This is a genomic window from Aphanothece microscopica RSMan92 (genome assembly GCF_046613545.2).
Lineage (GTDB): Bacteria > Cyanobacteriota > Cyanobacteriia > PCC-6307 > Cyanobiaceae > NIES-981.
In genome coordinates, this window is the sequence record NZ_JBKKKY020000004.1 from 14,961 (window position 1) to 36,542 (window position 21,582).

At 62.8% G+C, this 21,582-nt stretch carries 22 protein-coding genes, 1 tRNA gene and 1 pseudogene; 11 read left to right on the forward strand and 13 right to left on the reverse strand.

Translation table 11 applies throughout. The features are described 5' to 3' along the window. Positions 1–23: 23 nt before the first annotated feature. Positions 24–566: pseudogene (gene infC, locus ACLD7X_RS01930) on the forward strand (translation initiation factor IF-3); the annotation flags it as partial. A 134-nt stretch (positions 567–700) separates the two neighbouring features. Here the strand turns inward: infC and ACLD7X_RS01935 are convergent. Continuing rightward, positions 701–1,489 (reverse strand): dienelactone hydrolase family protein, encoded by a 789-nt coding sequence (locus ACLD7X_RS01935; protein ID WP_411421770.1) that lies wholly within the window; start codon positions 1,487–1,489, stop codon positions 701–703. Between the two features lie 135 nt (positions 1,490–1,624). On the opposite strand from ACLD7X_RS01935, the gene ACLD7X_RS01940 reads away from it, so the two are divergent. Continuing rightward, the gene (locus tag ACLD7X_RS01940; protein WP_411421771.1) at positions 1,625–2,614 is read left to right on the forward strand and encodes a GntR family transcriptional regulator; all 990 of its coding nucleotides are present in this window, start codon (positions 1,625–1,627) and stop codon (positions 2,612–2,614) included. A gap of 33 nt (positions 2,615–2,647) precedes the next feature. Here the strand turns inward: ACLD7X_RS01940 and ACLD7X_RS01945 are convergent. Then, a tRNA-Gly gene (locus tag ACLD7X_RS01945) sits at positions 2,648–2,719 on the reverse strand. Between the two features lie 27 nt (positions 2,720–2,746). Between ACLD7X_RS01945 and cysE the strand changes: the two genes are divergently transcribed. Beyond that, positions 2,747–3,589, forward strand: coding sequence for a serine O-acetyltransferase (cysE, locus tag ACLD7X_RS01950; protein WP_411421842.1), 843 nt, complete (start codon positions 2,747–2,749; stop codon positions 3,587–3,589). A 29-nt stretch (positions 3,590–3,618) separates the two neighbouring features. Here cysE and secA read toward each other — a convergent pair whose 3' ends face one another. The 11 genes from secA to ACLD7X_RS02005 all read right to left on the reverse strand — a co-directional run bounded on the left by secA (position 3,619) and on the right by ACLD7X_RS02005 (position 15,201). Continuing rightward, entirely contained in the window at positions 3,619–6,495 is a 2,877-nt protein-coding gene (gene secA, locus ACLD7X_RS01955; protein ID WP_411421772.1) for a preprotein translocase subunit SecA, read from the reverse strand. A gap of 33 nt (positions 6,496–6,528) precedes the next feature. Beyond that, positions 6,529–8,433 carry a polysaccharide biosynthesis protein gene (locus tag ACLD7X_RS01960; protein ID WP_411421773.1) on the reverse strand — a complete coding sequence of 635 codons (1,905 nt, stop codon included), beginning with the start codon at positions 8,431–8,433 and terminating at the stop codon, positions 6,529–6,531. Then, positions 8,424–9,392 (reverse strand): MraY family glycosyltransferase, encoded by a 969-nt coding sequence (locus ACLD7X_RS01965; protein ID WP_411421774.1) that lies wholly within the window; start codon positions 9,390–9,392, stop codon positions 8,424–8,426. The genes ACLD7X_RS01960 and ACLD7X_RS01965 overlap by 10 nt, the downstream gene beginning before the upstream one ends. Positions 9,393–9,403: 11 nt before the next feature. Next, complete coding sequence (locus ACLD7X_RS01970) at positions 9,404–10,294, reverse strand: NAD-dependent epimerase/dehydratase family protein (RefSeq protein ID WP_411421775.1); 891 nt, start codon at positions 10,292–10,294, stop codon at positions 9,404–9,406. A 9-nt stretch (positions 10,295–10,303) separates the two neighbouring features. Further along, positions 10,304–11,440, reverse strand: a complete 1,137-nt coding sequence (locus ACLD7X_RS01975) for a glycosyltransferase family 4 protein (protein ID WP_482763986.1) — start codon at positions 11,438–11,440, stop codon at positions 10,304–10,306. A 130-nt stretch (positions 11,441–11,570) separates the two neighbouring features. Beyond that, positions 11,571–12,290, reverse strand: coding sequence for a glycosyltransferase family 4 protein (locus ACLD7X_RS01980; protein WP_411421777.1), 720 nt, complete (start codon positions 12,288–12,290; stop codon positions 11,571–11,573). Continuing rightward, on the reverse strand, positions 12,283–12,732 hold the full coding sequence (locus ACLD7X_RS01985) for a glycosyltransferase family protein (protein WP_411421778.1): 450 nt from the start codon (positions 12,730–12,732) through the stop codon (positions 12,283–12,285). Before ACLD7X_RS01985 ends, ACLD7X_RS01980 begins: the two co-directional genes overlap by 8 nt. 52 nt (positions 12,733–12,784) lie before the next feature. Next, entirely contained in the window at positions 12,785–13,489 is a 705-nt protein-coding gene (locus tag ACLD7X_RS01990; RefSeq protein ID WP_411421779.1) for a class I SAM-dependent methyltransferase, read from the reverse strand. 2 nt (positions 13,490–13,491) lie between these two features. After that, positions 13,492–14,238: a glycosyltransferase gene (locus ACLD7X_RS01995; RefSeq protein ID WP_411421780.1), complete on the reverse strand. Its 747-nt coding sequence runs from the start codon at positions 14,236–14,238 to the stop codon at positions 13,492–13,494. Continuing rightward, complete coding sequence (locus ACLD7X_RS02000; RefSeq protein WP_411421781.1) at positions 14,231–14,893, reverse strand: hypothetical protein; 663 nt, start codon at positions 14,891–14,893, stop codon at positions 14,231–14,233. The genes ACLD7X_RS01995 and ACLD7X_RS02000 overlap by 8 nt, the downstream gene beginning before the upstream one ends. After that, positions 14,893–15,201: a hypothetical protein gene (locus tag ACLD7X_RS02005; protein WP_411421782.1), complete on the reverse strand. Its 309-nt coding sequence runs from the start codon at positions 15,199–15,201 to the stop codon at positions 14,893–14,895. Before ACLD7X_RS02005 ends, ACLD7X_RS02000 begins: the two co-directional genes overlap by 1 nt. Positions 15,202–15,287: 86 nt before the next feature. Here ACLD7X_RS02005 and ACLD7X_RS02010 point away from each other — a divergent pair, with 86 nt between their 5' ends. From ACLD7X_RS02010 to ACLD7X_RS02045, 8 genes are all read left to right on the forward strand, one after another. Next, positions 15,288–15,524, forward strand: a complete 237-nt coding sequence (locus ACLD7X_RS02010; protein ID WP_411421783.1) for a type II toxin-antitoxin system Phd/YefM family antitoxin — start codon at positions 15,288–15,290, stop codon at positions 15,522–15,524. Further along, positions 15,524–15,898, forward strand: a complete 375-nt coding sequence (locus ACLD7X_RS02015; protein ID WP_411421784.1) for a type II toxin-antitoxin system VapC family toxin — start codon at positions 15,524–15,526, stop codon at positions 15,896–15,898. Before ACLD7X_RS02010 ends, ACLD7X_RS02015 begins: the two co-directional genes overlap by 1 nt. 63 nt (positions 15,899–15,961) lie before the next feature. Then, positions 15,962–16,066, forward strand: coding sequence for a type II toxin-antitoxin system RelE family toxin (locus ACLD7X_RS02020; protein WP_412007187.1), 105 nt, complete (start codon positions 15,962–15,964; stop codon positions 16,064–16,066). A gap of 147 nt (positions 16,067–16,213) precedes the next feature. Continuing rightward, positions 16,214–17,443, forward strand: a complete 1,230-nt coding sequence (locus tag ACLD7X_RS02025) for a flippase (protein ID WP_425625044.1) — start codon at positions 16,214–16,216, stop codon at positions 17,441–17,443. Beyond that, positions 17,440–18,285, forward strand: coding sequence for an FkbM family methyltransferase (locus ACLD7X_RS02030; RefSeq protein WP_411421786.1), 846 nt, complete (start codon positions 17,440–17,442; stop codon positions 18,283–18,285). The genes ACLD7X_RS02025 and ACLD7X_RS02030 overlap by 4 nt, the downstream gene beginning before the upstream one ends. 9 nt (positions 18,286–18,294) lie before the next feature. Beyond that, on the forward strand, positions 18,295–18,975 hold the full coding sequence (locus ACLD7X_RS02035; protein WP_411421787.1) for a class I SAM-dependent methyltransferase: 681 nt from the start codon (positions 18,295–18,297) through the stop codon (positions 18,973–18,975). Between the two features lie 398 nt (positions 18,976–19,373). Beyond that, positions 19,374–19,796, forward strand: a complete 423-nt coding sequence (locus ACLD7X_RS02040) for a hypothetical protein (protein ID WP_411421788.1) — start codon at positions 19,374–19,376, stop codon at positions 19,794–19,796. 3 nt (positions 19,797–19,799) lie between these two features. After that, complete coding sequence (locus tag ACLD7X_RS02045; RefSeq protein ID WP_411421789.1) at positions 19,800–21,467, forward strand: methyltransferase domain-containing protein; 1,668 nt, start codon at positions 19,800–19,802, stop codon at positions 21,465–21,467. The last annotated feature ends 115 nt before the right edge of the window (positions 21,468–21,582 follow it).

The window sequence follows — 21,582 nt, forward strand, 5'->3', positions numbered from 1 at the left end:
CCCGCAGACCCTCACCCCACTGAATGCCTCCCCGTCCCCGTTTTGACCGCCGAGCCCCCGTTCGGGAGCTGCCCAACATCAATGACCGGATCAACTACCCCCAGTTGCGGGTGGTCGACGCCGACGGCAGTCAACTCGGAGTGATCACACGGGAAGCGGCCCTGGAGGTCGCGAGGGATCGGGAGCTCGATCTGGTGCTCGTGAGCGAGAAGGCCGATCCACCGGTCTGCCGGATCATGGACTACGGCAAGTACAAGTTCGAGCAGGAAAAAAAGGCCAAGGAAGCGAAGAAGAAGTCGCATCAGACGGAAGTCAAGGAAGTCAAGATGCGCTACAAGATCGACCAGCACGACTATGACGTGCGCATCGGTCAAGCCTCTCGATTCCTCAAGGCCGGCGACAAGGTCAAGTGCACGGTGATCTTCCGGGGCCGGGAGATCCAGCACACGGCCCTCGCCGAGGTGCTGCTCATGCGGATGGCGAAAGACCTCGAGGCCGCCGCCGAGATCCAGCAGCCCCCGAAACGGGAAGGCCGCAACATGATCATGTTCCTGAGTCCCCGCAAGACCACAGCCGTCAAGACGGCCGCCAAGCCCGCCCCCAAGGCCAAGGCCGGCGAAGCCCCCGCCGCTGCAGCCAGCAAGAGCCCCGGCTGAGGGCCTGGGGCTTCCCTCAGGGGACTTCCCTCCGTGGGCTTGCCTCAGGTCGGGGCCGGCGGCTTCAAGCTGGCCGCGAAGATCTCCAGCATCGCCGTCCAGCCTTCGGCTGCGGCCTGGGGCCGGAAGTCGGCGCGGGCCTCGCACATGTAGCCATGCCCGGCCCGGGGCGCGACCACCAGCCGCCGGGTGCGCTCCGGGCGGCGCTCGGCCTCGGCAGCGAGCGCTGCGGCGATGGCCTCCTGCTCGGCCGGTGGCATCAGCGGATCCTCCGCGCCGCAGAAGCAGATCAGATTCCCCGGCACCTCCGGCAGCACGGCCAGGGTGGGGGGGCCGCCGCCGGGGCGGTCCGTGGACACCCGCGCCCCGTAGAAATCACAGGTGGCCGCCACCTGCGGCAGGGTGGAGGCCAGCAGGGCGAGGTGGCCGCCGAAGCAGAAGCCGACGCAGCCGATCGGGCGCTGCTCCAGACCGGGGCGGCTCTGCAGCCAGGCCACGGCGCGCCGGGCATCGTCCAGAAACTGATCGGCCGTCACCTGGTCGCGGTGCTGGCGGCCAAGCGCCAGGCCCGCGGCGTCGTAGGCCGCATCGAGCTCCGGAGCCGTGCGCGCGAAGATCGGCAGCGCCAGGGCGCCATAGCCCGCCGCGGCCAGACGGTCCGCCACGTCCCGCACCCAGCCGTTGAGGCCGAAGACCTCGGGCAACACCAGCACGGCGGCCCGGGGCGGATCGCCGGCGGGCCGCGCCCACCAGCAGCGCAGCGGCGGCGAGGCGCCGTCGGCGCTCAGCAGCTGCCAGCCGGAGCAGACGGCGTGGGGGCCTGGGTTGGACATCGCGCCGCCGGCAGCTGGGGCGATTCTGGCGGGGGCGGCGGGGACAACCGGCACACTCCCGTATGCCAACGGGGGGATTGTCCCTCAGGCCGTTGCTCCGTATGGTGACCACCAGCCCATCTGGCCCACCCCGGCGTGCGATTCCATATCCAGCAGGAAAGCGACATCCCGGCGTCGACCCAGCTCTACAACCAGATCTGCTTCGCGATCGCGGCCCGGCACTACCCCCCGGGCCACCGCCTGCCGAGTACGCGGCAGCTGGCCATGCAGACCGGTCTGCACCGCAACACGATCAGCAAGGTGTACCGCCAGCTGGAGAGCGACGGGGTGGTGGAGGCCATGGCCGGCTCCGGCATCTACGTGCGCGACCAGCAGAAGCCCCGCGACATCAAGCTGCCGCCGGGGCCCCGCAGCCGCGTCCTGCCCGATATCGACCGCCAGGTGCGCCAGAGCATCGACGGGCTGCTCAACGGCGGCTGCACCCTGCAGCAGGCCCGCGACATGCTCACCCGGGAGATCGACTGGCGGCTGCGCTGCGGCGCCCGGGTGCTGGTGAGCACGCCGCGGGAGGACATCGGCGCCTCGATGCTCATCGCCGAGGAGCTCGCCCCCAACCTGGAGGTGCCGGTGGAGGTGGTGCCGATGGAGGAGCTGGAGGGGGTGCTGGAGAGCTCCAACAACGGCACCGTGGTCACCAGCCGCTATTTCCTTCAGCCCGTGGAGGAGATCGCCAAGCGCCACGGCGTGCGGGCGGTGCCGGTGGACCTCAACGACTTCCGCCACGAGCTGGATCTGCTCAAGGAGCTGCGGGCCGGCAGCTGCGTCGGCCTGGTGAGCATCAGCCCGGGGATCCTGCGGGCGGCGGAGGTGATCCTGCACAGCCTGCGGGGCAATGATCTGCTGGTGATGACCGCCAACCCGGACACCGGCAGCCGCCTGCTGGCCCTGCTGCGGGCTGCCAGCCACGTGCTCTGCGACCGGCCAAGCCTGCAGCTGGTGGAGCAGAGCCTGCGGCAGAACCGCGCCCAGCTGATGCGGATGCCCGTGGTGCACTGCGCCCAGAGCTACCTGGGAGGAGCCACGATCGACCAGCTGCGCAAGGAGATCGGGGTGCTGGCCGCCTGAGCGGTGCCTTGATCTGCGTGGCTTGATCTGACAAGCGGATGAAGAGATTCGAACTCTCGACCCTCTCCTTGGCAAGGAGATGCTCTACCACTGAGCTACATCCGCAGACCGCAGAGCCGTCGGTGGAAACCGCTGGCTGGGGCTGGCCGGCATCACCGGCGAAGTGATCATGCACGAGCGGGGGCCCCTCGGTCAAACCATGCCGGGCTCCGGCAGGATGCCCTGATGCTCAAGTCCATCCGGGCCGACCTGGCGATCATCAAGGAGCGTGATCCCGCGGCGCGGGGCACGCTCGAGATCCTGCTCTGCTATCCGGGGCTGCATGCCCTGGTGCTCCACCGGATCAGCCATGGCCTGTGGCGGGCCGGGCTGCCGGTGCTGCCGCGGCTGCTGAGCCAGCTGGGCCGCCTGCTCACCGGCATCGAGATCCACCCGGGCGCCCGGATCGGCCATGGGGTGTTCATCGACCACGGCATGGGGGTGGTGATCGGCGAGACCACGGTGGTGGGGGACAAGTGCCTGCTCTACCAGGGGGTGACCCTGGGGGGCACCGGCAAGACCCATGGCAAGCGGCACCCGACCCTGGCCGAGAACGTGGTGGTGGGAGCGGGGGCCAAGGTGCTGGGCGCGATCAGCGTGGGGGCCAACACGCGGATCGGCGCCGGCTCGGTGGTGCTGCGCGACGTGGGGCCGGACAGCACGGTGGTGGGCATCCCCGGCCGCGTGGTGCACCAGAGCGGCGTGCGGGTCGATCCACTGGCCCACTCCGCCCTGCCGGACACCGAGGCGAACGTGATCCGCAACCTGATGGAGCGGATCGACGCCCTGGAGGGGGAGCTGGCGCGGGCCCAGGGCTGCCTGCGGGAACTGGCCGCCGGACGCCCCCTGCCGGAGCCCTGCCGCGGCGAGGCCCAGAACCTCAAGGACCGGGAGATCCTCGAGTTCCTTGGCGACAACCCCGGCACCACCGGCTGAGGCCTCTCAAAAGAGCCGCCTCGAGCCGCTCAGACGGCGGCGCCCTGGGGCGCAGGAGCCGGCTGGAACATGAACATCGAGTAGATCACGTTGCGACGCATCTGGGTCATCATCTCGAGGAACATGTCGTAGCCCTCGTTCTTGTATTCGATCAGCGGATCCTTCTGGCCGTAGCCGCGCAGGCCCACCGATTCGCGCAGGGCATCCATCGCCTGGAGGTGTTCCCGCCAGAGGGTGTCGATCTGCTGGAGGATGAAGAAGCGCTCGGCCTCGCGCATCAGCCCGGGCCGCTGCTGCTCGATCTGACCCTCCTTGATGTCGTAGGCATTGCGCATCTGCTCCTGCAGGAAGGCCTTGAGTTCCTCCATGGCCAGGCCCTGAAGCTGCGCGGGCTGCAGATCCTCGAGCAGGTAGATGAACTCCTTCACCTTCTCCACCAGGCGCGTGAGGTCCCACTCCTCGGGGGGGAGGTCGGGGTTCACATAGGCCTCGACAATGTCATCGATGGTGCGCTCGCCGTAGCCGATCACCTGCTGCTTGAGGCCGCGGCCCTCCAGCACGCGGCGGCGCTCGGCATACACCGCCTTGCGCTGGTTGTTCATCACCTCGTCGTACTCGAACACCTGCTTGCGGATGTCGTAGTAGTAGGTCTCGACCTTCTTCTGGGCTCCCTCGAGGGAGCGGGTGAGCATGCCCGACTCGATCGGCATGTCCTCCTCCACCCGGAAGGCATTCATCAGGCCGGCCACCCGGTCGCCGCCGAAGATCCGCAGCAGGTTGTCCTCCAGGGAGAGGAAGAAGCGGGTGGAGCCGGGGTCGCCCTGGCGGCCGGCACGGCCGCGCAGCTGGTTGTCGACCCGGCGGGATTCGTGGCGCTCGGTGCCGATCACGTGCAGGCCGCCGGCCTCCCGCACCTTGCCTTCCTCCTCCTTCACCACGGCGTCATAGGTGGCCTTGACCTCGGCAATGCGCTCCCGCAGCAGCTGGATGTGGGCGTCGTCCGTGGGAGCCTTCTCGGCCGCCTGGGCGATGCGGTCCTCCAGCTCCAGCACCGTGAGGCTCCGGTCTCCCCAGGCCTTCACCAGCTCCTTGGCCAGGGCCGAGAGGGCATGCTCCAGTTCATCGGGCAAGGCGCAGGGGTAGAGCGCGCCGATGGCCCGCGCCTCGGAGGGGGCCTTGGCCTGCTGTGCCCGGGATGCCGCGCCGAACCCCGGGGCCGCCTCCGGGGCCCGCTGCAGGGGCACGGGCGGGCGGTGGCCCTCCTCGGGACGCACCAGCACCGGCAGCAGCACCTCACGCAGCTTGAGGCGAGCCATGTAATCGCTGTTGCCGCCGAGGATGATGTCGGTGCCGCGGCCGGCCATGTTGGTGGCGATGGTCACAGCGCCGGCCCGGCCGGCCTGGGCGACGATCTCGGCCTCCCGCTCCACGTTCTCGGGTTTGGCATTGAGCAGGTTGTGGGGGATCTCCTGCTCGGCCAGCAGGGCGGAGAGCAGCTCCGACTTCTCCACGCTGGTGGTGCCCACCAGCACCGGCCGGGCGCTCTTGTGGACCTCGGCGGTCTCCAGGGCCACCGCGCGCCACTTGGCGGGCTCGGTCTTGTACACCTGGTCGGTCCAGTCGGAGCGGGAGCGGGGCCGGTTGGTGGGCACGATGGTGACTTCGAGCTTGTAGGTCTTCTCGAACTCCACCTCCTCGGTCTTGGCGGTGCCGGTCATGCCGGCCAGGCGGGGATAGAGCAGGAAGAAGTTCTGGTAGGTGATCGAGGCGAGGGTCTGGGTCTCGGGCTGGATCGGCAGGTTCTCCTTGGCCTCGATCGCCTGGTGCTGACCGTCGCTCCAGCGGCGACCGGGCATCACCCGGCCGGTGAACTCATCGACGATCACGGCGTCGCTGCCGCGCACGATGTAGTTGACGTCCTTGACGAACAGCTCCTTGGCCTTGAGGGCATTGTTGATGTAGTGGGCCCAGGGATCGGCCGGATCGAACAGATCGCCCACCCCCAGAAACTGCTCGGCCTTGGCGAAGCCCTCGTCGGTGAGGGTGCAGCTGCGCTGCTTCTCATCCACCTCGTAATCGCCCTCGGGGTCGATGCCGTCCTTGCCCAGTTCAGCGGCACGCTCAAGCCGCGCCGCCACCTCGGCGGCCTTCTGGTACTTCTCCTGGGGCCGCTCCACCTGGCCGGAGATGATCAGGGGTGTGCGGGCCTCGTCGATCAGGATCGAATCGACCTCGTCGATCACGCAGTAGTGGAAATCGCGCTGCACCACCTCGGCGATGTCGGTCGCCATGTTGTCGCGCAGGTAGTCGAACCCGAGCTCGCTGTTGGTGGCGTAGGTGATGTCGCAGGCGTAGTTGTCGCGCCGATCCGGTGGCGCCATGTCCTGCTGGATCAGGCCGACGGAGAGGCCGAGGAAGCGGTGGATCTGGCCCATCCACTCAGCGTCGCGGCGGGCCAGGTAGTCGTTCACCGTCACCACGTGCACGCCGCGGCCGGTGAGGGCATTGAGGTAGCTGGGCAGGGTGGCCACCAGCGTCTTGCCCTCGCCGGTCTTCATCTCGGCGATCTGGCCGTCGTGCAGCACCATGCCGCCGATCAGCTGCACGTCGAAGTGGCGCATGCCGAGCACCCGCTTGCCGGCCTCACGCACCACAGCGAAGGCCTGGGGCAGCAGCTCGTCGAGCAGCTTCCGCTCGCGCTCCAGGGTGGCCTCGCTGCTCAGTCCGCGGCTGCGGCACTCCTCCTGATGGCTGACCAGCTTCTGGCGGAACTCGCCGGTGAGGCCGCGCAGCTCGTCGTCGCTGAGGGGGGCGATCTCCTCCTCCAGCAGGTTCACGTCGGAGACGATCGGCTGGTAGCGCTTCAGCTTGCGGGCATTGGGGTCACCCAGCAGGAGCTTGAGCATGGTGAGATCGGCTACCAGGGCAGTACCGGCAGCCTACCGAGGCTGCCCGGCCAGATCGGCGGCGGCAGGGGTCGCGGGGCGGTAGTCCGGAACCAGGCGCCGCAACGCCTGGAGAGCACGGGCCTCATCCCAGCGGCCCAGGGCCGATTCCAGCTCCGCCAGGAGCTCGTCGAGGCGCCGGGGTGAGAGGCAGACCTCCCGTGCCCTGCGGATGAGCGGGTGGGCGGTGGGGTCGCTGTCGCCGGCCAGCAGCAGCTCCTCATGCAACTTCTCGCCGGGCCTCAGACCGGTGAAGTGGATCGCGATGTCGCCCTCGGGGTGAGCAGCGTCCCGCACGCTGGCGCCGGAGAGCTGGATCATCTGGCGGGCCAGGTCGGCGATCCGCACCGGATTCCCCATGTCGAGCAGGAACACCTCGCCGCCGATGGCCATGGCGCTGGCCTGGAGCACCAGCTGCACGGCCTCGGGAATGGTCATGAAGAAGCGGGTGACCTCCGGGTGGGTGACGGTGAGGGGCCCCCCTTCGGCGATCTGGCGGCGGAAGAGAGGCACCACCGACCCCGAGGAGCCGAGCACATTGCCGAAGCGCACCATCGCGCAGATCGTGCGGTTCTGGCTGGCGGCGGCGTTCTGCACCAGGAGTTCGCACACCCGCTTGCTGGCCCCCATGGCGCTGGTGGGGCGCACGGCCTTGTCGGTGGAGATGAGGGTGAAGCGCTCCAGGCCGCAGGCGAGGGCGGCCGCCAGGGCACTGCGGGTGCCGTGGAGGTTGTTGGCCAGACCGGCGCAGATGTTGGCCTCCACCAGCGGCACGTGCTTGTAGGCGGCGGCATGGAAGAGCACCTCGACCCCCTCGGCCCGCAGCACCCCCTCCACGAAGGCCTGCTCGGCCACATCGCCGAGCACCTCCACCACCGGCACGTCCACGGCCCAGGAGGCGAGCTCCTGGCCGAGCGTGTAGAGGGCCAGCTCGCTGCGTTCGAGCAGCACCAGCCGGGCCGGGCGCAGCCGCAGGATCTGGCGGCACAGCTCCGAGCCGATCGAGCCGCCCGCGCCGCTCACCAGCACGCTGCGGCCGCTGATCGCCGCCGCGAGCAGGGCGGGGTCGGGCGGCACGCTCTCGCGACCGAGCAGGTCCTCGATCGGCACGGGCCGCAGGGTATCGATCCGGGCGCGACCGGAGGCGATCTCCTCCACCGAGGGCACCTGCAGCACCGGGACCCCGTAGCCCTGCAGGTCGGCGAGCAGGCGCCGGCGCTCGCGGGCCTCGAGGGAGGGGGTGGAGAGGATCAGCTGATCGACGCGGCCGCGGCGCAGCAGCCGGGGCAGCTGGGCGGGCGGCAGCACCGGCACGCCGTAGAGGGTGCGGTGCCAGAGGCCGGGGTCGTCGTCGAGGAAGGCAGCGATGCGGGTGTCGTGGCCGAGCCGCAGCGCCGCGGCCAGTTGGGCGGCGGCGGCTCCGGCCCCCACGATCACCACCCGCTGGCGGCGGGGCCGCGGGCCGCGGGGCACCTGCCCCAGCAACAGATCGCGCAGCGCAAAGCGCAGACCGCCGGTGAACACGGTGAGCAGGATCCAGAGCAGCAACCAGCTGCTGCGGGGCGGGGCAGGCTGCTGCAGCTGCAGGCCGGCGAAGGCCACCAGCAAGACGAGCAGGGCGTTGCGGATGGCGAGCTGGTAGAGGGCGGCGCTGCCCACGTAGCGGGTGAGGCCGCGGTACTGACCGCTGAGGGCATAGAGCGGCAGGCCGATCGCCAGCGCCGTGGGCAGCAGCCAGAGCGACTCCTGCAGCTCGGGGGGCCAGGGATCGGCCAGACGCAGCAGAAAGCTGAGCCACACCGCCAGGGGCAGCAGCACCACATCCGCCGCCAGCAGGGGCAGGCGACGAACCAGCAGCGGGATGCGGCCGAGCACCGGCCAGCGGACTCTCAGCGCCACCCTGGTGGCTGCGATGGGGCGCTCACCGTAGACGGGGCGGCAAAGGGCACCGCCACGCGCCGCTCCAGCACCAGCCCGAGCAGGAGCGCGGCGGCCGCCAGGGGGAACAGCCAGGACCAGCCCCCCGCCAGCCAGGCCAGGGCCAGCGCGCCGGTGGCAGCAATGTAGAGCCCAGCCACGCAGCCGTGGCTCCAGCCGGCCTGCTGGAGACGCTGGTAGAGATGGAGCCGATGGGCCTGCCACACCCTCTGGCCCGCGAGCAGACGGCGCAGCAGGCAGAGGCCGGCGTCGGCCAGCAGGGGGGTGGCCACCAGCAGCAGGGCCAACGCGGACGGCCAACCCGGTGCCTGCAGCAGGGCGCCGGCGAACACGGCCCCGAGGAAGGTGCTGCCGGCATCGCCCATGAACAGGCGCGCCGGGCTCCAGTTCCAGGGCAGGAAGCCGATCAGGGCCCCCACCAGGGGCCAGAGCGCCGGCTGGGCGGCGTCGGCTGGGGCGCTGGCGGCGGTGGCCAGCAGCACCGCCAGGCAGCCGGCCACCAGGCCGTCGAGGCCGTCCATGAAGTTGGTGAGGTTGATCAGGGCGGTGGCCGCCAGCACGAGGGCAACCACGACCCACGCCGCCACGCCGGCCCACGGACTCACCGCCACCAGGGCCAGGGCCGTGGCCAGCTGGGCCGCCAGGCGGAGCGCTGGCGCCATGGAGTGGCGGTCGTCCAGGAATCCCACCAGGGCCAGGGGCAGGGCCAGTAGCGGTAGAGAGCTGCCCAGCAGCAGGGCGCCGCCGCTGCCCACCAGGGCGAACACCACCCCGCCGCCGCGGGGGGTGACGCGCCGGTGGGAACTGCGGGCGTTGGGGTGGTCGGGGAAGGCCCGGCGCAGCAGGGGCAGCAGCAGGGCGAGCAGGGCCCAGCAGAGCAGGGCGGAGGCCAGGGTGGTGGCCAGGAGGAGCGCGGGCATGGGCGGTGGGCTCAGCTGGGCTCAGGGGAGAAGGCAGCCTCCAGGGCGCTGCGCTGGTCAACGGGCTGCTGCCAGCCAAGGTCGCGCCGCACCAGGGAGCTGTCCACCACCAGGTTGCCGCTGAGCTGCAGCAGCTTCGGCCCGAGCACAGGGAGGCGACCGGCGGCGGCCAGCAGCGGCGTCGGCAGTGGGAACAGGCGGCAGGGGCGATGGCGCGCCCGGGCGATCAGGCGGATCAGCTCGGGGGTGGCAATGGTTTCGGCATCCGCCGCCACGTAGGTGCGATCGGCCGCAGCGGGATGGAGCAGGGCGTTGTGGATCAGGTCGATGAGATTGGGAAGAGCGATCAGGCTGCGCCGATTGGCCACGGCGCCCAGGGGCAGGGGCAGCCCCGCGTCCACGCAACGTCGCAGCAGGGCCAGGTTGCCGGGGGCACCGGGGCCATAGACAAGCGCCGGCCGCAAGATTGTGAGGCGGGTGGCGGTGCCGGCGAGGGTGCGGCGGATCAGCTGCTCGGCCTCCAGCTTGGAGGCGGCATAGGGGTTACCCGGCCGCAGGGGGCTGGCTTCGCTGATCGCCTCGCCGGGGGCTGTGGCGGCGCCGTGCACGCCGATGGAGCTGAGGAACAGCATCCGCTCCAGCCCCAGCCGGGCGGCCAGGGCGGCGGTGCGGCCGGCCAGGTGCACGTTCACCTGGTGCAGCTCGCGGGGGCCTGCGGCGCTGCGCGGCGGCCTGCGGTGGGCGATGGCGGCAGCATGAACAAGATGGGTAGGGGCAAAGCTCTTAAGGGCGGCGGGATCAAGCGCTCGGGTCGAGAAACCCATCACTGCGTGATCGCGGGAGAGGTCGCCCACCAGGGCCGTGCCGATGAAGCCGGTGGCTCCGGAGACAGCAATCCGCATCGTCACCCTCTACGAGGGAGCTGGGATCAGCTCCTGAGCCAGCTTGAGGTAGCGCTGCAGGCCGACCTGGGATGAGAACTGATCGGCGTACAACAACCGCGCCGCCTCCCGGCAGGAACTCAGCTGATGGGGGTTGTCAATCAATTGTTCGAGCAGGGAGCTGACCCCAAGGACATCTCCTGGAGCAAATCGGATGCCCGCCCCATGGGCGACCAACAACCGGCTCAGCTCCGTTTCGGGGCCGATGTAAAGCACTGGGATCCCCCTGGCGAGAAAACCAGCGAGCTTGCTGGGAACCACCAGACCATCGAAGCCTTCCCGGAGCGTCACGACGCCCAGATCCGCCAGCCCGAACGCGTGCGGGAGCAGGTGTGCAGGCACCAGGTCCTGAAAGGCAACACAACCTTCCAGCTGCCGCTCCAGCACAAAGGAGCGAGCCGAGACCAGGCGCGATCCACGCGCGGCAAACACACATTTGAACCGGCACGGGTCCCGATGAACACGCTCAACCGAAGCCAGGAGTGTTTCCCACTCATGAGCCTCTCCCAGGTTGCCCGAATAGAGCAGCACCAGCTCACGGCCAATCCCCCAGGGAGTCGCCAAGTGGTTGGCTGGCCTGCGATGGATCGCCAGATCACCCGTGGCCCAGTTGTTGATGCGCACGATGCGGCTGCTGTGAACACCTTTGCCGCGCAACACCTCGCTCGCGCTGGAATCGAGAGACACCACCCGCGCTGCGGAGCGGTAAGCCCACCCATACACACCAGTCAGCACACCGAAGAGCGGCACGGAGCGCAGGCGTGGGTATCGGGAAAACAACACCTCTGGATAGAGGTCCATGGCCACGATCAACAGCGGCACCCGCAGGATGGTGGCCACGCAAGCCATCAGCACCACCATGGGCGGCGGGTTGGTGAGTACCACCATCAACCGGGGCCGGAACCGCACCAGAGCCATCAGCGCCGCAAGCAGCGAGAAGGCCAGCTGACCCATCGCCTCACCCACATGGCCTTGGGCATCCAGGGGTTCAGGAAGCCAGAAGATGCGAACCCCAAGAGACTCAGGATTGAACGTGTCATTTGAATCCGGTGGCACATAGGGCCTGGAGCTGCAGATCACCTGCACCTGCCAATGCTTCTGCAACATTGCCACGATGTCCTGTGGGATCTGGGCACCACTCCACCCCTCAGGATAGAAATATCGCTCAACAAACAGGATGCCAGGAAACTCCAAAGCACGTCTAGCGAAGTACACTGGGCCTATTCAATTCAATACCTCACACGAGGGACTTGTACAAATCAAGAGTCTTCGCCGCAGCTGCACGCCAAGTAAAACGGCTGGCCATGCGCTGAGCTCTGGGAACTTTGCCGAACAGCTTACTCGGTTTGCGGACTAGGTTTACAAGAATATCTGCTAGTGCCGATGGGTCTCCCGCCCTATATACCTCGGCCTGGCCTTGGGCGAGCTCAAGATGCGCGGGGTTATCAGAACAAACCACTGGACATCCCATTAGCATTGCCTCCAAGACAGGAAACCCAAATCCTTCGTACCTGGAAGGGCATATTGTGGCCAAAGCAATTTTATATAGCCAAGCAAGCTCGGCGTCTGCGAGCTGAAGCGCAACCGCATAATCCGAGATATTGGAATCCCGTATTAAATTCAGCTCCGTATTGCTCCAAGGCATCCCAACAGCAACAAGGAGGAAATCACTGCAAGATCCTCGGACCATTGCAAGCGCCTTGATGAGATCATCGAATCCCTTATAATGACTTCGGCTACCCACATGGATCAGAACCGACCTTGAAAGACAGGCAGATACAAATACATTGTCTTTCGGCGGAACTGGAATAGTTCGCAGCATGTGATCACATCCGTGGCTGACAACACAGATTTTCTCTTGCGGGATATTAGGGTAAACCATTAAGATATCTTCCTTGGTGACCCTGGAAACTGCAATGAGTTTATCTGCTGCGTAGATAGCACGCTTTTTAAGCAACACATACTTGGGAATCCGACTCTGATATTGTGCATCGAATGAGCGGCATTAATTCATGGATCATATCGTGAATAGTAACAACTACTGGCATGCTCATGTATTTCAGAGCCAGATTTCGGTAATAAGTAGGATGGTAGACTACAGGCTTCTTTAGAATTACGTTGGCAAGAATAGGATCCATGAAGGATTTGACAACACATGCGTTCAAGCAGATATCATCAGCATTGGACAAAAATGCTGGGACGCTGATATTGCGATACTGTTCGAGGCCCGGATAGACAAAGGTAATATCTGATACCTCAAGCCCAAGCAACGCTTTAGTTAGATTTGTGAAATATCGGGATATTCCACCACCATATCGCTGAAGCGCGCTAATGTCAGAATCGAAGTAGACGGCAAAGGAATCTTGCATACTTACTTGGGCGATCAAATCCAGTTCCACATATCAAAGATCTGCATCCTCAAAAGCACTTTCTATATCTTGTCCCGGCACTTTAATTCGATTGTGAGAGAATGAGGACGGATTCGCCACCTAAAAGGACGGAGGCATAGTGTTCGCCAATAAAGTAGCGACTTATACTTCGAACAAGAGAACCGCATCGCTGTCTAATATTTTTTGATGGGGCTTGGCGGGATCGGCCCGTGTATGTAATTGACAAGATGTAGCAGCCAGCCTCGTCGAATAGAATTTTGACAGACTCTAAGGAGAAAAAGTGAATATGACCCACAAGCTCATACGATTGACGCAACGCCTTCGGGAAGATCAATGAAGAAACAGAGTGCTCAATAGGGATTAAGCACGCAAGATATTTAGCATTCTTAGAAACAAGAGAAACAAATCCAATGGGATCCCATAGATGCTCTAGGACATCAGATAGAATAATGAGGTCGGCACTTTGACGAATATCAAATTCTGAATTAATCAATCGCAGATTGGGCAGCCCAGGAAGAATTTGCCAAGCATCGTCTAGGCCACTAGAAGGATCGTAGCCAATAAAGTCTATTGATGGATACGCCTCTGCCATGCATGCCAATAGCTGCCCACTTCCACATCCTATATCGACTACTCTGACAACACCCGCCTTGCCAATAAGACTATTGAGAATTGGGACAAAGCAAGACAGCTTCCAGGGCGTATGGTCTCTATCCCAGTCAGGATTATTGGCTTGATATTCACCACTAAGATAGCGAGAATGCACTCCTACCACTTGAAGATGCTATACGCTATGATTTTCAACATAAGTATAAGTCCAATCAAGTAAGATGATACTTTTGGCTTAACACTCTGTGATGCAACTGCCTTGAACGCCTCTACTGCCACTAGCCATGGTCTTCGGGCTGACACTCCAGAGCCGCCAACCCATAGAACCACGGTATCAACGTGAGCATAGGAAAGCATCCCCCTCACTCTTATGAGATGCTCAAAGTCTCCTGCTATCTTATACCTAGGATTAAACGGGTTGGAAATGAGAAGACTTGTCTTGTACCATGAACCTTGATGCATTATTTTCCATCCAGATTGATAAGCCGCCAAGGACCTATAATAGCCCGCCAAGCTATTTCCATATGGCCTAACTCCACCATAGAGCCCTTGGAAAGTGATAAAATTACAGCTTCCGTACTCATTCTCGATGGCTTCTAAATCTATTTTCTGCAGAAATCTATCATCCGAACCTATGAATGTTATCCACTCTGAATGCGCCTTCTTGGCCATGCGATTCCATGCATCATATATTCCTTCATCGCTTTCACTGCATATTACATGCGCGAGGCCCAAGCTTGTCAACTCCTTTTGGGCGATTGGAAGAGTTTCGTCCTGAGAAAGGTTGTCCTGAATTAGAATAACTACACTATCTTTTGCGGAATATGGAATTGACCTCAAACAGCCTTGGATTGTCTTTTCTGCATTATGGGTAGCAATGCAGATAGCCAGGCATACGCTACTCATTGAGATGCTTAAACGAGCTGGCCATGGTGTTAATGTCGGCCTTTGTCATCCCCCTCAGCCGCTCAAGCAGCGTGAACGGCTCGAACGTGACGCTGATGCCGAACTCCTCAGCGAATTCGAGCACCCGGCACCAGGCGCGGTTTTCACGCAGGATGCCACGCAGCACCACCGGCGCATTGCCGCTCTGCAGGGTCATCTCGAACAGGGGCCAGCCCACTGTGGGCTGCACTTGATCCTCGCAGAAGCTGGGCACCACATCGAGGCTGCCGATGAGGATGCGGCGGCGGCTGGCCTCCCAGGCGTAGGGGATCTCGTAGAGATCGAGCAGATCGGCGGCCAGGGCCCAGGAGGTGCCGTTGGCGTCGAGGTCCACCCCCAGCTCCCGGCCGCGGGCGCTGATGGCGGTGGCGCGGCGGAACTCCAGGCGGGCGGGTGAACCGCCGGGCACCGGCTTGGTGGTGGCGCCGGGCCCGGCATCGGGATTGGCCAGAAACCGCCGGATGCGCCCCCGCAGCTCCTCACCGCCGGCGGGCGGGCCGTTCTTGCTCAGTTGCAGAAAGTCCCAGCGCTCGCCGGTGCCGCCCCAGAGCACGGGGCCGTAGTTGTCGTGAAACCAGCGGCCGTCGCGGTTGGAGGCGGCCTCGGCGTGGGTCATCACGCGCTCGATGGTGATTCGGCCTCACGCCAGCCGCAGCTGCGGGCGATCTCGGCGGCCTCTCGGCACATCGCATCGAGCTGGACCTCGGTGGGCGGCAGGGTCCAGGGATCGGGGCGGCCGCCCATGCAGGCGCAGGAGAGGGCCACGGCATTGCCGTTGCGCCGCCAGGTGTGGGCCGGCAGGTCGATGCTGTAGGCGTGCAGGCGGTGCAGGGTGCCGTCGCCGCCGATGATCGTGTGATACAGGACGGAGCGCACCCAGCTGTAGGGGGTGGCGGCCCAGTGCAGGTAGATGGTGGCCGGCATCGACGGAGCGCAGGTGGCTGCGGGCTGGCGGCAACGGCGCGCCACCCAAACTCTGGCTAAGCTAGCCAGGAAATGCCCACCCGGCCATGCAGGTGAACATGCTGGAGGCCAAAAGCCAGCTCTCGAAGCTCGTGAAGGCGGCTCTGGCCGGCGAGGAGGTGATCATCGCCAGCCACGGCAAGGCACAGGTGCGGTTGGTGCCGTGCAGCCTCGCTGCAGGCCTGGAAGGGCATGGCGCTCTGGCCGGCATCGCCGCTGAGCTGGCGGATGCGGCCTTCGCTGAGGATGTGGAGCGGCAGGTGAGCCAACTGATGGGCGGCTGATGCGGCTGCTGCTCGACACCCAGATCATGCTCTGGTGGTTGCTGGGTGATCCGCGGCTGCGGCCAGCCATCCGGGACCGGCTGGCCTCCAGCGCCTGTGTGGTGTCGGTCGCCAGCATCTGGGAAGTGGCGATCAAGCACCGGCTCGGCAAGCTGCCGGTGGCACCCACCCTGTTTCGCGACCAGTGCCTCGCCGCCGGGGCGACGATCCTGCCCGTGCTGGAGGCACACGTGATCGAGACCGCCCAGCTGCCGGCGCTGCACGACGATCCCTTCGATCGCCTGCTGATCGCCCAGGCGCGCGTGGAGGGCTTGATGGCCGTTTCCGCCGACGCCCGCTGGCCCGGCTACCCCGTGTCGCTGCAGCGGGTGTGATCGCCACCCTCCGGGGCCGTATTGACGATCCGGCCGACCCAGTTCTGGAGTGGGCCGAGGTGCGTGATGCGCTGCTCGCTGCGGTATCGCGTTGTCTACGAATGGCAGCAACAGGAGCTGGTCGCTCTGGTGGTGCGAGTCGGCCACCGCCACGACGTCTACCGCTGAACGGCGATCGCCCCCACTCCCAACGCGCCCTACCCTGAAACCCCAAGCGCGCCTGTGCCACCGCTGGTGACAAACCACCACTAAGCCATGGCCTTGGGGCAACCTCAAGCCAAACCCGAGCGCCTGCGCACGTCCCTGATCAGCCAGGTGGGCAGCCAGGTGTTCAGGCTGGCTGTGTCGATCGGCATTGGCGGCTGGACGGCGCGCTACCTGGGGCCGGAACAGCTCGGCACCCTCAGCTATGTGGCCGCACTGGTGGGCGTGCTCAGCCCGCTGGGGAGCCTGGGCGTGAAGGGCAGCCTGGCGATCCTGCTGTGTGAGGAACCGCCACGACCCGGTCTGGTGGCCACAGCCTTCTGGATCGAACTGGTGGGCACTGCTGTCATTGCCCTGGTGCTGGTGCCATTTGCCTGGGCGGCGCGAGATCCGGTGCTGGCCGGGCTGATGGGCCTGGCGGTGCTGGGGAATCTGTTCAGCTCCGCAGAGGTGTTTGAGGTGGAGCTGCTGAACCGGCAGCAAGGCACCCGCGTCGCAAAAGCAAGGCTGGCAGAGACCGTAGCCGGAGCAGGAGCTTCCATTGTTGCGTTGCTGAGCCGAGCTCCGCTGGTTGCATTTGGAGGTGTGCAGACCGTGGCGATGGTGGCACAAGCTGTTGTTCTTACTGGATTCGCTAACGGCTACAGACTCTCTACTACCTTGCGCGAGGTGTCATGGCCTACAGCACACGTTTTACTGAAACGAGGCTGGCCATTGCTCCTGGCCGGGCTGTCGGTAATGCTTTACGTCAAGAGCGACCAAGTCATGCTGGAATGGCTGCGTGGTCCTGAAGACGTAGGGCAGTACTCAGTAGCCGTAAAGGCAGCCGAGAGTCTTTACTTCCTGCCAGTCATCCTCACCGCAACTTTTCTACCAAGGATTGGTCGTGGCAGTGGGGATTTTCACACGAGTTCAGCACTTAGAAGACTGTACAGAAGTGCATGGACCTTGGGTGTGGGCATGGCGCTTACCACAAGTGAAGTCTTGTCTCCCCTTATTCCGGTTGTCTTTGGTTCAGAGTTTCATGCAGCCCAGGATGCGATGATTTGGTTGGGGCTCGCTTCATTCGCCGTATCAACAGGCACTGCAAGCTCATCCTGGCTTCAGAGAGCAGGGCTGGAAAAGGTTTCAGCAGCTAGAACTGCAGCTGGATGCGTAGCAAATATACTCTTGAATTTGACACTGATCCCCAGATACGGCTTCCATGGAGCAGCCATTGCCACTTGTATCTCTTATGGGTTGGCAACCTTTGCAGTGATGGCAGTATGGTCTGAAGAAACAAGGGCAAACGTCTTGAAGCTTGCCTTTCCCTTCCAGCTTGGAGGCCAAGACGACAGGTGATCACGGCATTCCTTGACCTCTATGCCTCTATTTTTGGCAGACCATGGTTGGCGAAATTCAACAAAGCACTTGTCTTAGCCGGCCTGAGAGGGCTGGGAATTCTAAACTATCGGAATTTCGAGATATCAGGAGAAAAGGGGTTTGCCCAATCAGTTCTGAATACTTACAAAAGAAGAAGGCTGGCAGGTCTATCCACAGCAGACGCAGTCGTCTTCGACATCGGGGCCAACATAGGCAACTGGGCACTGATGGTCGAGAGCCTCAAGAGCAAAGTAGCCTATCGGCTCTTTGCCTTTGAACCCTCTCCGGAAACCTTCACGACACTTGCGGCACGAGTACAGGAGATTCCAGCAATAAGACCGTTCAACATTGGATTATCCAGTCGGCGAGGGACTGCAAGGTTGCATGATTATGCAGAGTCAGCGCATGGGTCAACCCACGCCTCTCTTGAAGACGGCGTCATTACTGAAGTACACAGGCAGGAGGAAAGGACGTTTGATGTGAAGGTGACAACTGGAGATGAATTCTGCAGGGAACAGAGAGTCACCTTTATTGATCTGTTGAAAGTGGACGTCGAGGGTCACGAGCTAAAGGTCCTCCAAGGATTTCAAGCAATGATTGCCTCCGGCAGAATAGGAGCTATTCAGTTCGAGTTTAACGAGACTATGATTCCAAGTCGCACATTTTTGAATGATTTCAGCTCCATTCTCAACAACTACAACTTGTTTAGAATACTGCCCAAAGGAGGCCTCCTGGCAATTCGCGATGACGAGCTTCCAATTTTTCGCTACCAGAACATTGCCGCCATTCTAAAAAGTGATGAAAGCCATAGCAAGGTCTAAGCCTGACGCATGAATGCAAAGCGGCCAAGGCACAACAGCTTTCCCGGGTTAATCATCACAGTGAAGAAAATTGCGAAAACACTCTATCTGAGTATAAAATCAGTTCAGACAAGAATAAAGGTAGTTTTCATCCTCAGAAACGAAGCCCCACTTCGGCTAGAAATTGGTGCAGGCAGTAAGCGAGGAGCAGGAGACTGGATAACACTGGACCGTACTTTAGGCTGTGATTTGACATGGGATTTACGAGCAAGCGTGCCATTCCCAAACAACTCACTGGACAGCATCTACAGCTCACATGTCTTAGAACACATTCCCTTCGAGGATTTGTGCAGGCTTCTGAGAAAATGCCATGCTGCCCTGAAGCCTGGCGGCGATTTCTCCGTATGCGTTCCGAATGCTCGCCGCTACATGCAAGCCTACCTTGCCGGGAAAAACCTATTGGAAGATGAGAAAGTGTACACCCCAGGTCTCAGCAAAACGGGCAGCCTCATCGATCAAGTGAATTACATTGCATACATGGGAAGGGGCGAACATGCCTACATGTTCGACGAAGAGAATCTCATTAATATCATGAGAAACGCCGGCTTTAGAAGATGCAGGCTCCGCGATTTTCAGCCTGGGTTGGACATGCAATCGAGGCGAGTAGGATCCATCTATGCTATTGGATACAAGGAGGGGTCTCAAACCTAAGGCACACCTCGGTGCATCGGCGTCTCTCGAGTTGATCAGTCTGTGGCAATCCTGACCCCCCAATGCCACGCGGAGTCTGTCTACCCATACGGCTCACGGTCCCCCTCGCGCATGGCCCCAGCCACTCCCCCCTGCTCCTGATCGCCTGGCGGCGCCATCCGATCCGTTGCGACCGCCCGGTTGTTCGTCGCCTGCGACGGTCCCAATCCCGAACGCCCAGGCGAAGCGGAGCAGGTGGAAGAGAGCATTATCCTCGACGACGACTACGTCCCCCATCCCGGCGACTTCCCCTGCTGAACAAAACTGCTGGAGCACTGTCGCGTCGACCCGCGGGTTGGGCGGACCGCTCCTGAAGCGGGAAAGCGGCATCCACCTGGTTTCCGTCTTACGTTGGGGCCATGGAGCTCACAACGGACTACCCAAAGTACCAGGACGTCATCCCCAAGCGGATGCGCGAGCAGTTCGGCCTGGCTCCAGGCCAGCTGCTGCAGGTGCTGGCGCTGCCGGGGCAAATCGAGCTGGTGCCAAACCAGCCCCCCTGCTGCGTTACGGGGGTTTCTTGGTGGCGACAACACCTTCCAGCGCGAACCCGACCGCCTGTGAATCCGCAAAGAGCCGTGGTGGACTCGTCAGGTTGGATCGATGTGGTCACCAACGGCCCACTGGCTGATCGATTTCTTGCGGTGCTTGAGGCCGCAGCAAGCCTGATGGTGCCTGCCATCAGCATCGTGGCCACCGCTCGTGCTCATCAGGCCGGGCTGTCCACGATGGATGCCGATTTCAAGGATCTGCACGAAGTGGACCTGATGACGCGCAGTTGACAGATGGCTTTTACTGCCACCCCCGCCGACACCCCCCTGCTCCTGATCGCCTGGCGCCGCCCCCACACCCTGCAGCAGGTGATCGACGCCATCCGGCCTGTCGCCCCGAGCCGTCTGTTCGTCGCCTGCGACGGCCCCAACCCCGATCGGCCCGGCGAAGTGGAGAAGGTGGCTGCAACCAGGGCCGTGATCGAGAACGAGATCGACTGGCCCTGCCAGATCGAAAGCCTCTATTCCGACACCAACCAGGGCTGCCGACTCGGCGTCAGCCGCGCCATCAGCTGGTTCTTTGAGCAGGTGGAGGAGGGCATCATCCTGGAGGACGACTGCGTTCCCCATCCCGACTTCTTCCCGTACTGCACGGAGCTGTTGGCCCGCTACCGCCACGACACGCGGGTGTGGTGCATCAGCGGGAACAACTTTCAGAACGGCCACTGGCGTGGCGATGGCAGCTACTACTTCAGCCGCTACAACCACTGCTGGGGCTGGGCCACCTGGCGCCGCTGCTGGCACCACTACGACGCCGATCTGCGCCAATGGCCAGCTCTGAAGGCATCCGGCCTGCTCGGATCCATCTTTGAAAATCCCCGGGAGGCCCGCTACTGGGCACGCATCTGGGACCGGCTGCTCCAGGAAGGCAAGCCGGACTCATGGGCATACCGATGGACCTTCACCTGCCTTGTGAATGGAGGGTTGACTGCCTTGCCCAACCAAAACCTGGCGAGCAATGTGGGATTCGATCAAGAAGCCTCGCACACAAAGAACTCAACTCTACAGATACCAATTAGCGAAGGCATTCAGCGCCTTATACATCCAAGCCTGATCCTGCGGGATGCAATGGCTGACGCCTATACATTCTCGACCATATTTGAGTCAACCCTCAAGGCAAAGCTTCTCGCGAAAATCAACCGCCTCGTCTTGATACTGGGTCAGTTCCATTTCAACCGCAGAGAAGCGAATCTAACGCCCCCTTTTGCCAATAGCGCCAGGAGGACAAGACTTTACAGCCCCTATTGGATTCCAAGAAAAAACATTGAAGAGGCCATTGCGCCTCTTCAATCTCTAATTCATGGAAACGTGCTTGATTTCGGCTGTGGCTCAATGCCCTACAGGGAGAGCTTTCGCCATGCCTCTACATACACAGGACTTGAGTACGACAGATCTCTTCCCAATGGGAAGACAACCAGGAGAGGAGCCATCTACTTCTACGACGGAAACAGAATCCCCTTTGAGAATCAATCATTTGATTCGATCGTGTCTTTCCAGGTTTTTGAGCACGTAAGAAACCTAAAAGAGACGATTCTCGAGCTGAAACGGGTGGCAAAGCCAGGCTCAGTCTTCTTGTTTACAGCCCCATTGCTGTGGCCAGAGCATGAAACGCCTCATGACTATCGCAGATTCACCAGATGGGGCTATGAGCTTCTCTGTGGTGAGTGCGGCCTAAATGTTACGCACATTCAACCGCTGGGGAATATTTATGATGTTCTTGTTGTTTTCTTCTTAGACTACGTAAGCACCCATCAGTCATCGTTGATTCGCTCCCTCGCCCCCCTACTGGCCCTGCCATTCAACCTGCTTACCGTTCTGCTGGCACGCATGGACAAATGGGCGACAAGGCGCAATCGCTTTGGCTACTTGGATGCGCTGGTGGTATGTTCGATACCCGAATGACAATCTAATCGAAACAAGCAGCTTGACAGCATTGAGGAGCATGCTTTTCAAATTAACAGCCAGAGCGTGATTGAGTTAAACAACTATTCCTTGACGCCCAAGGAGCGCTCAGCCT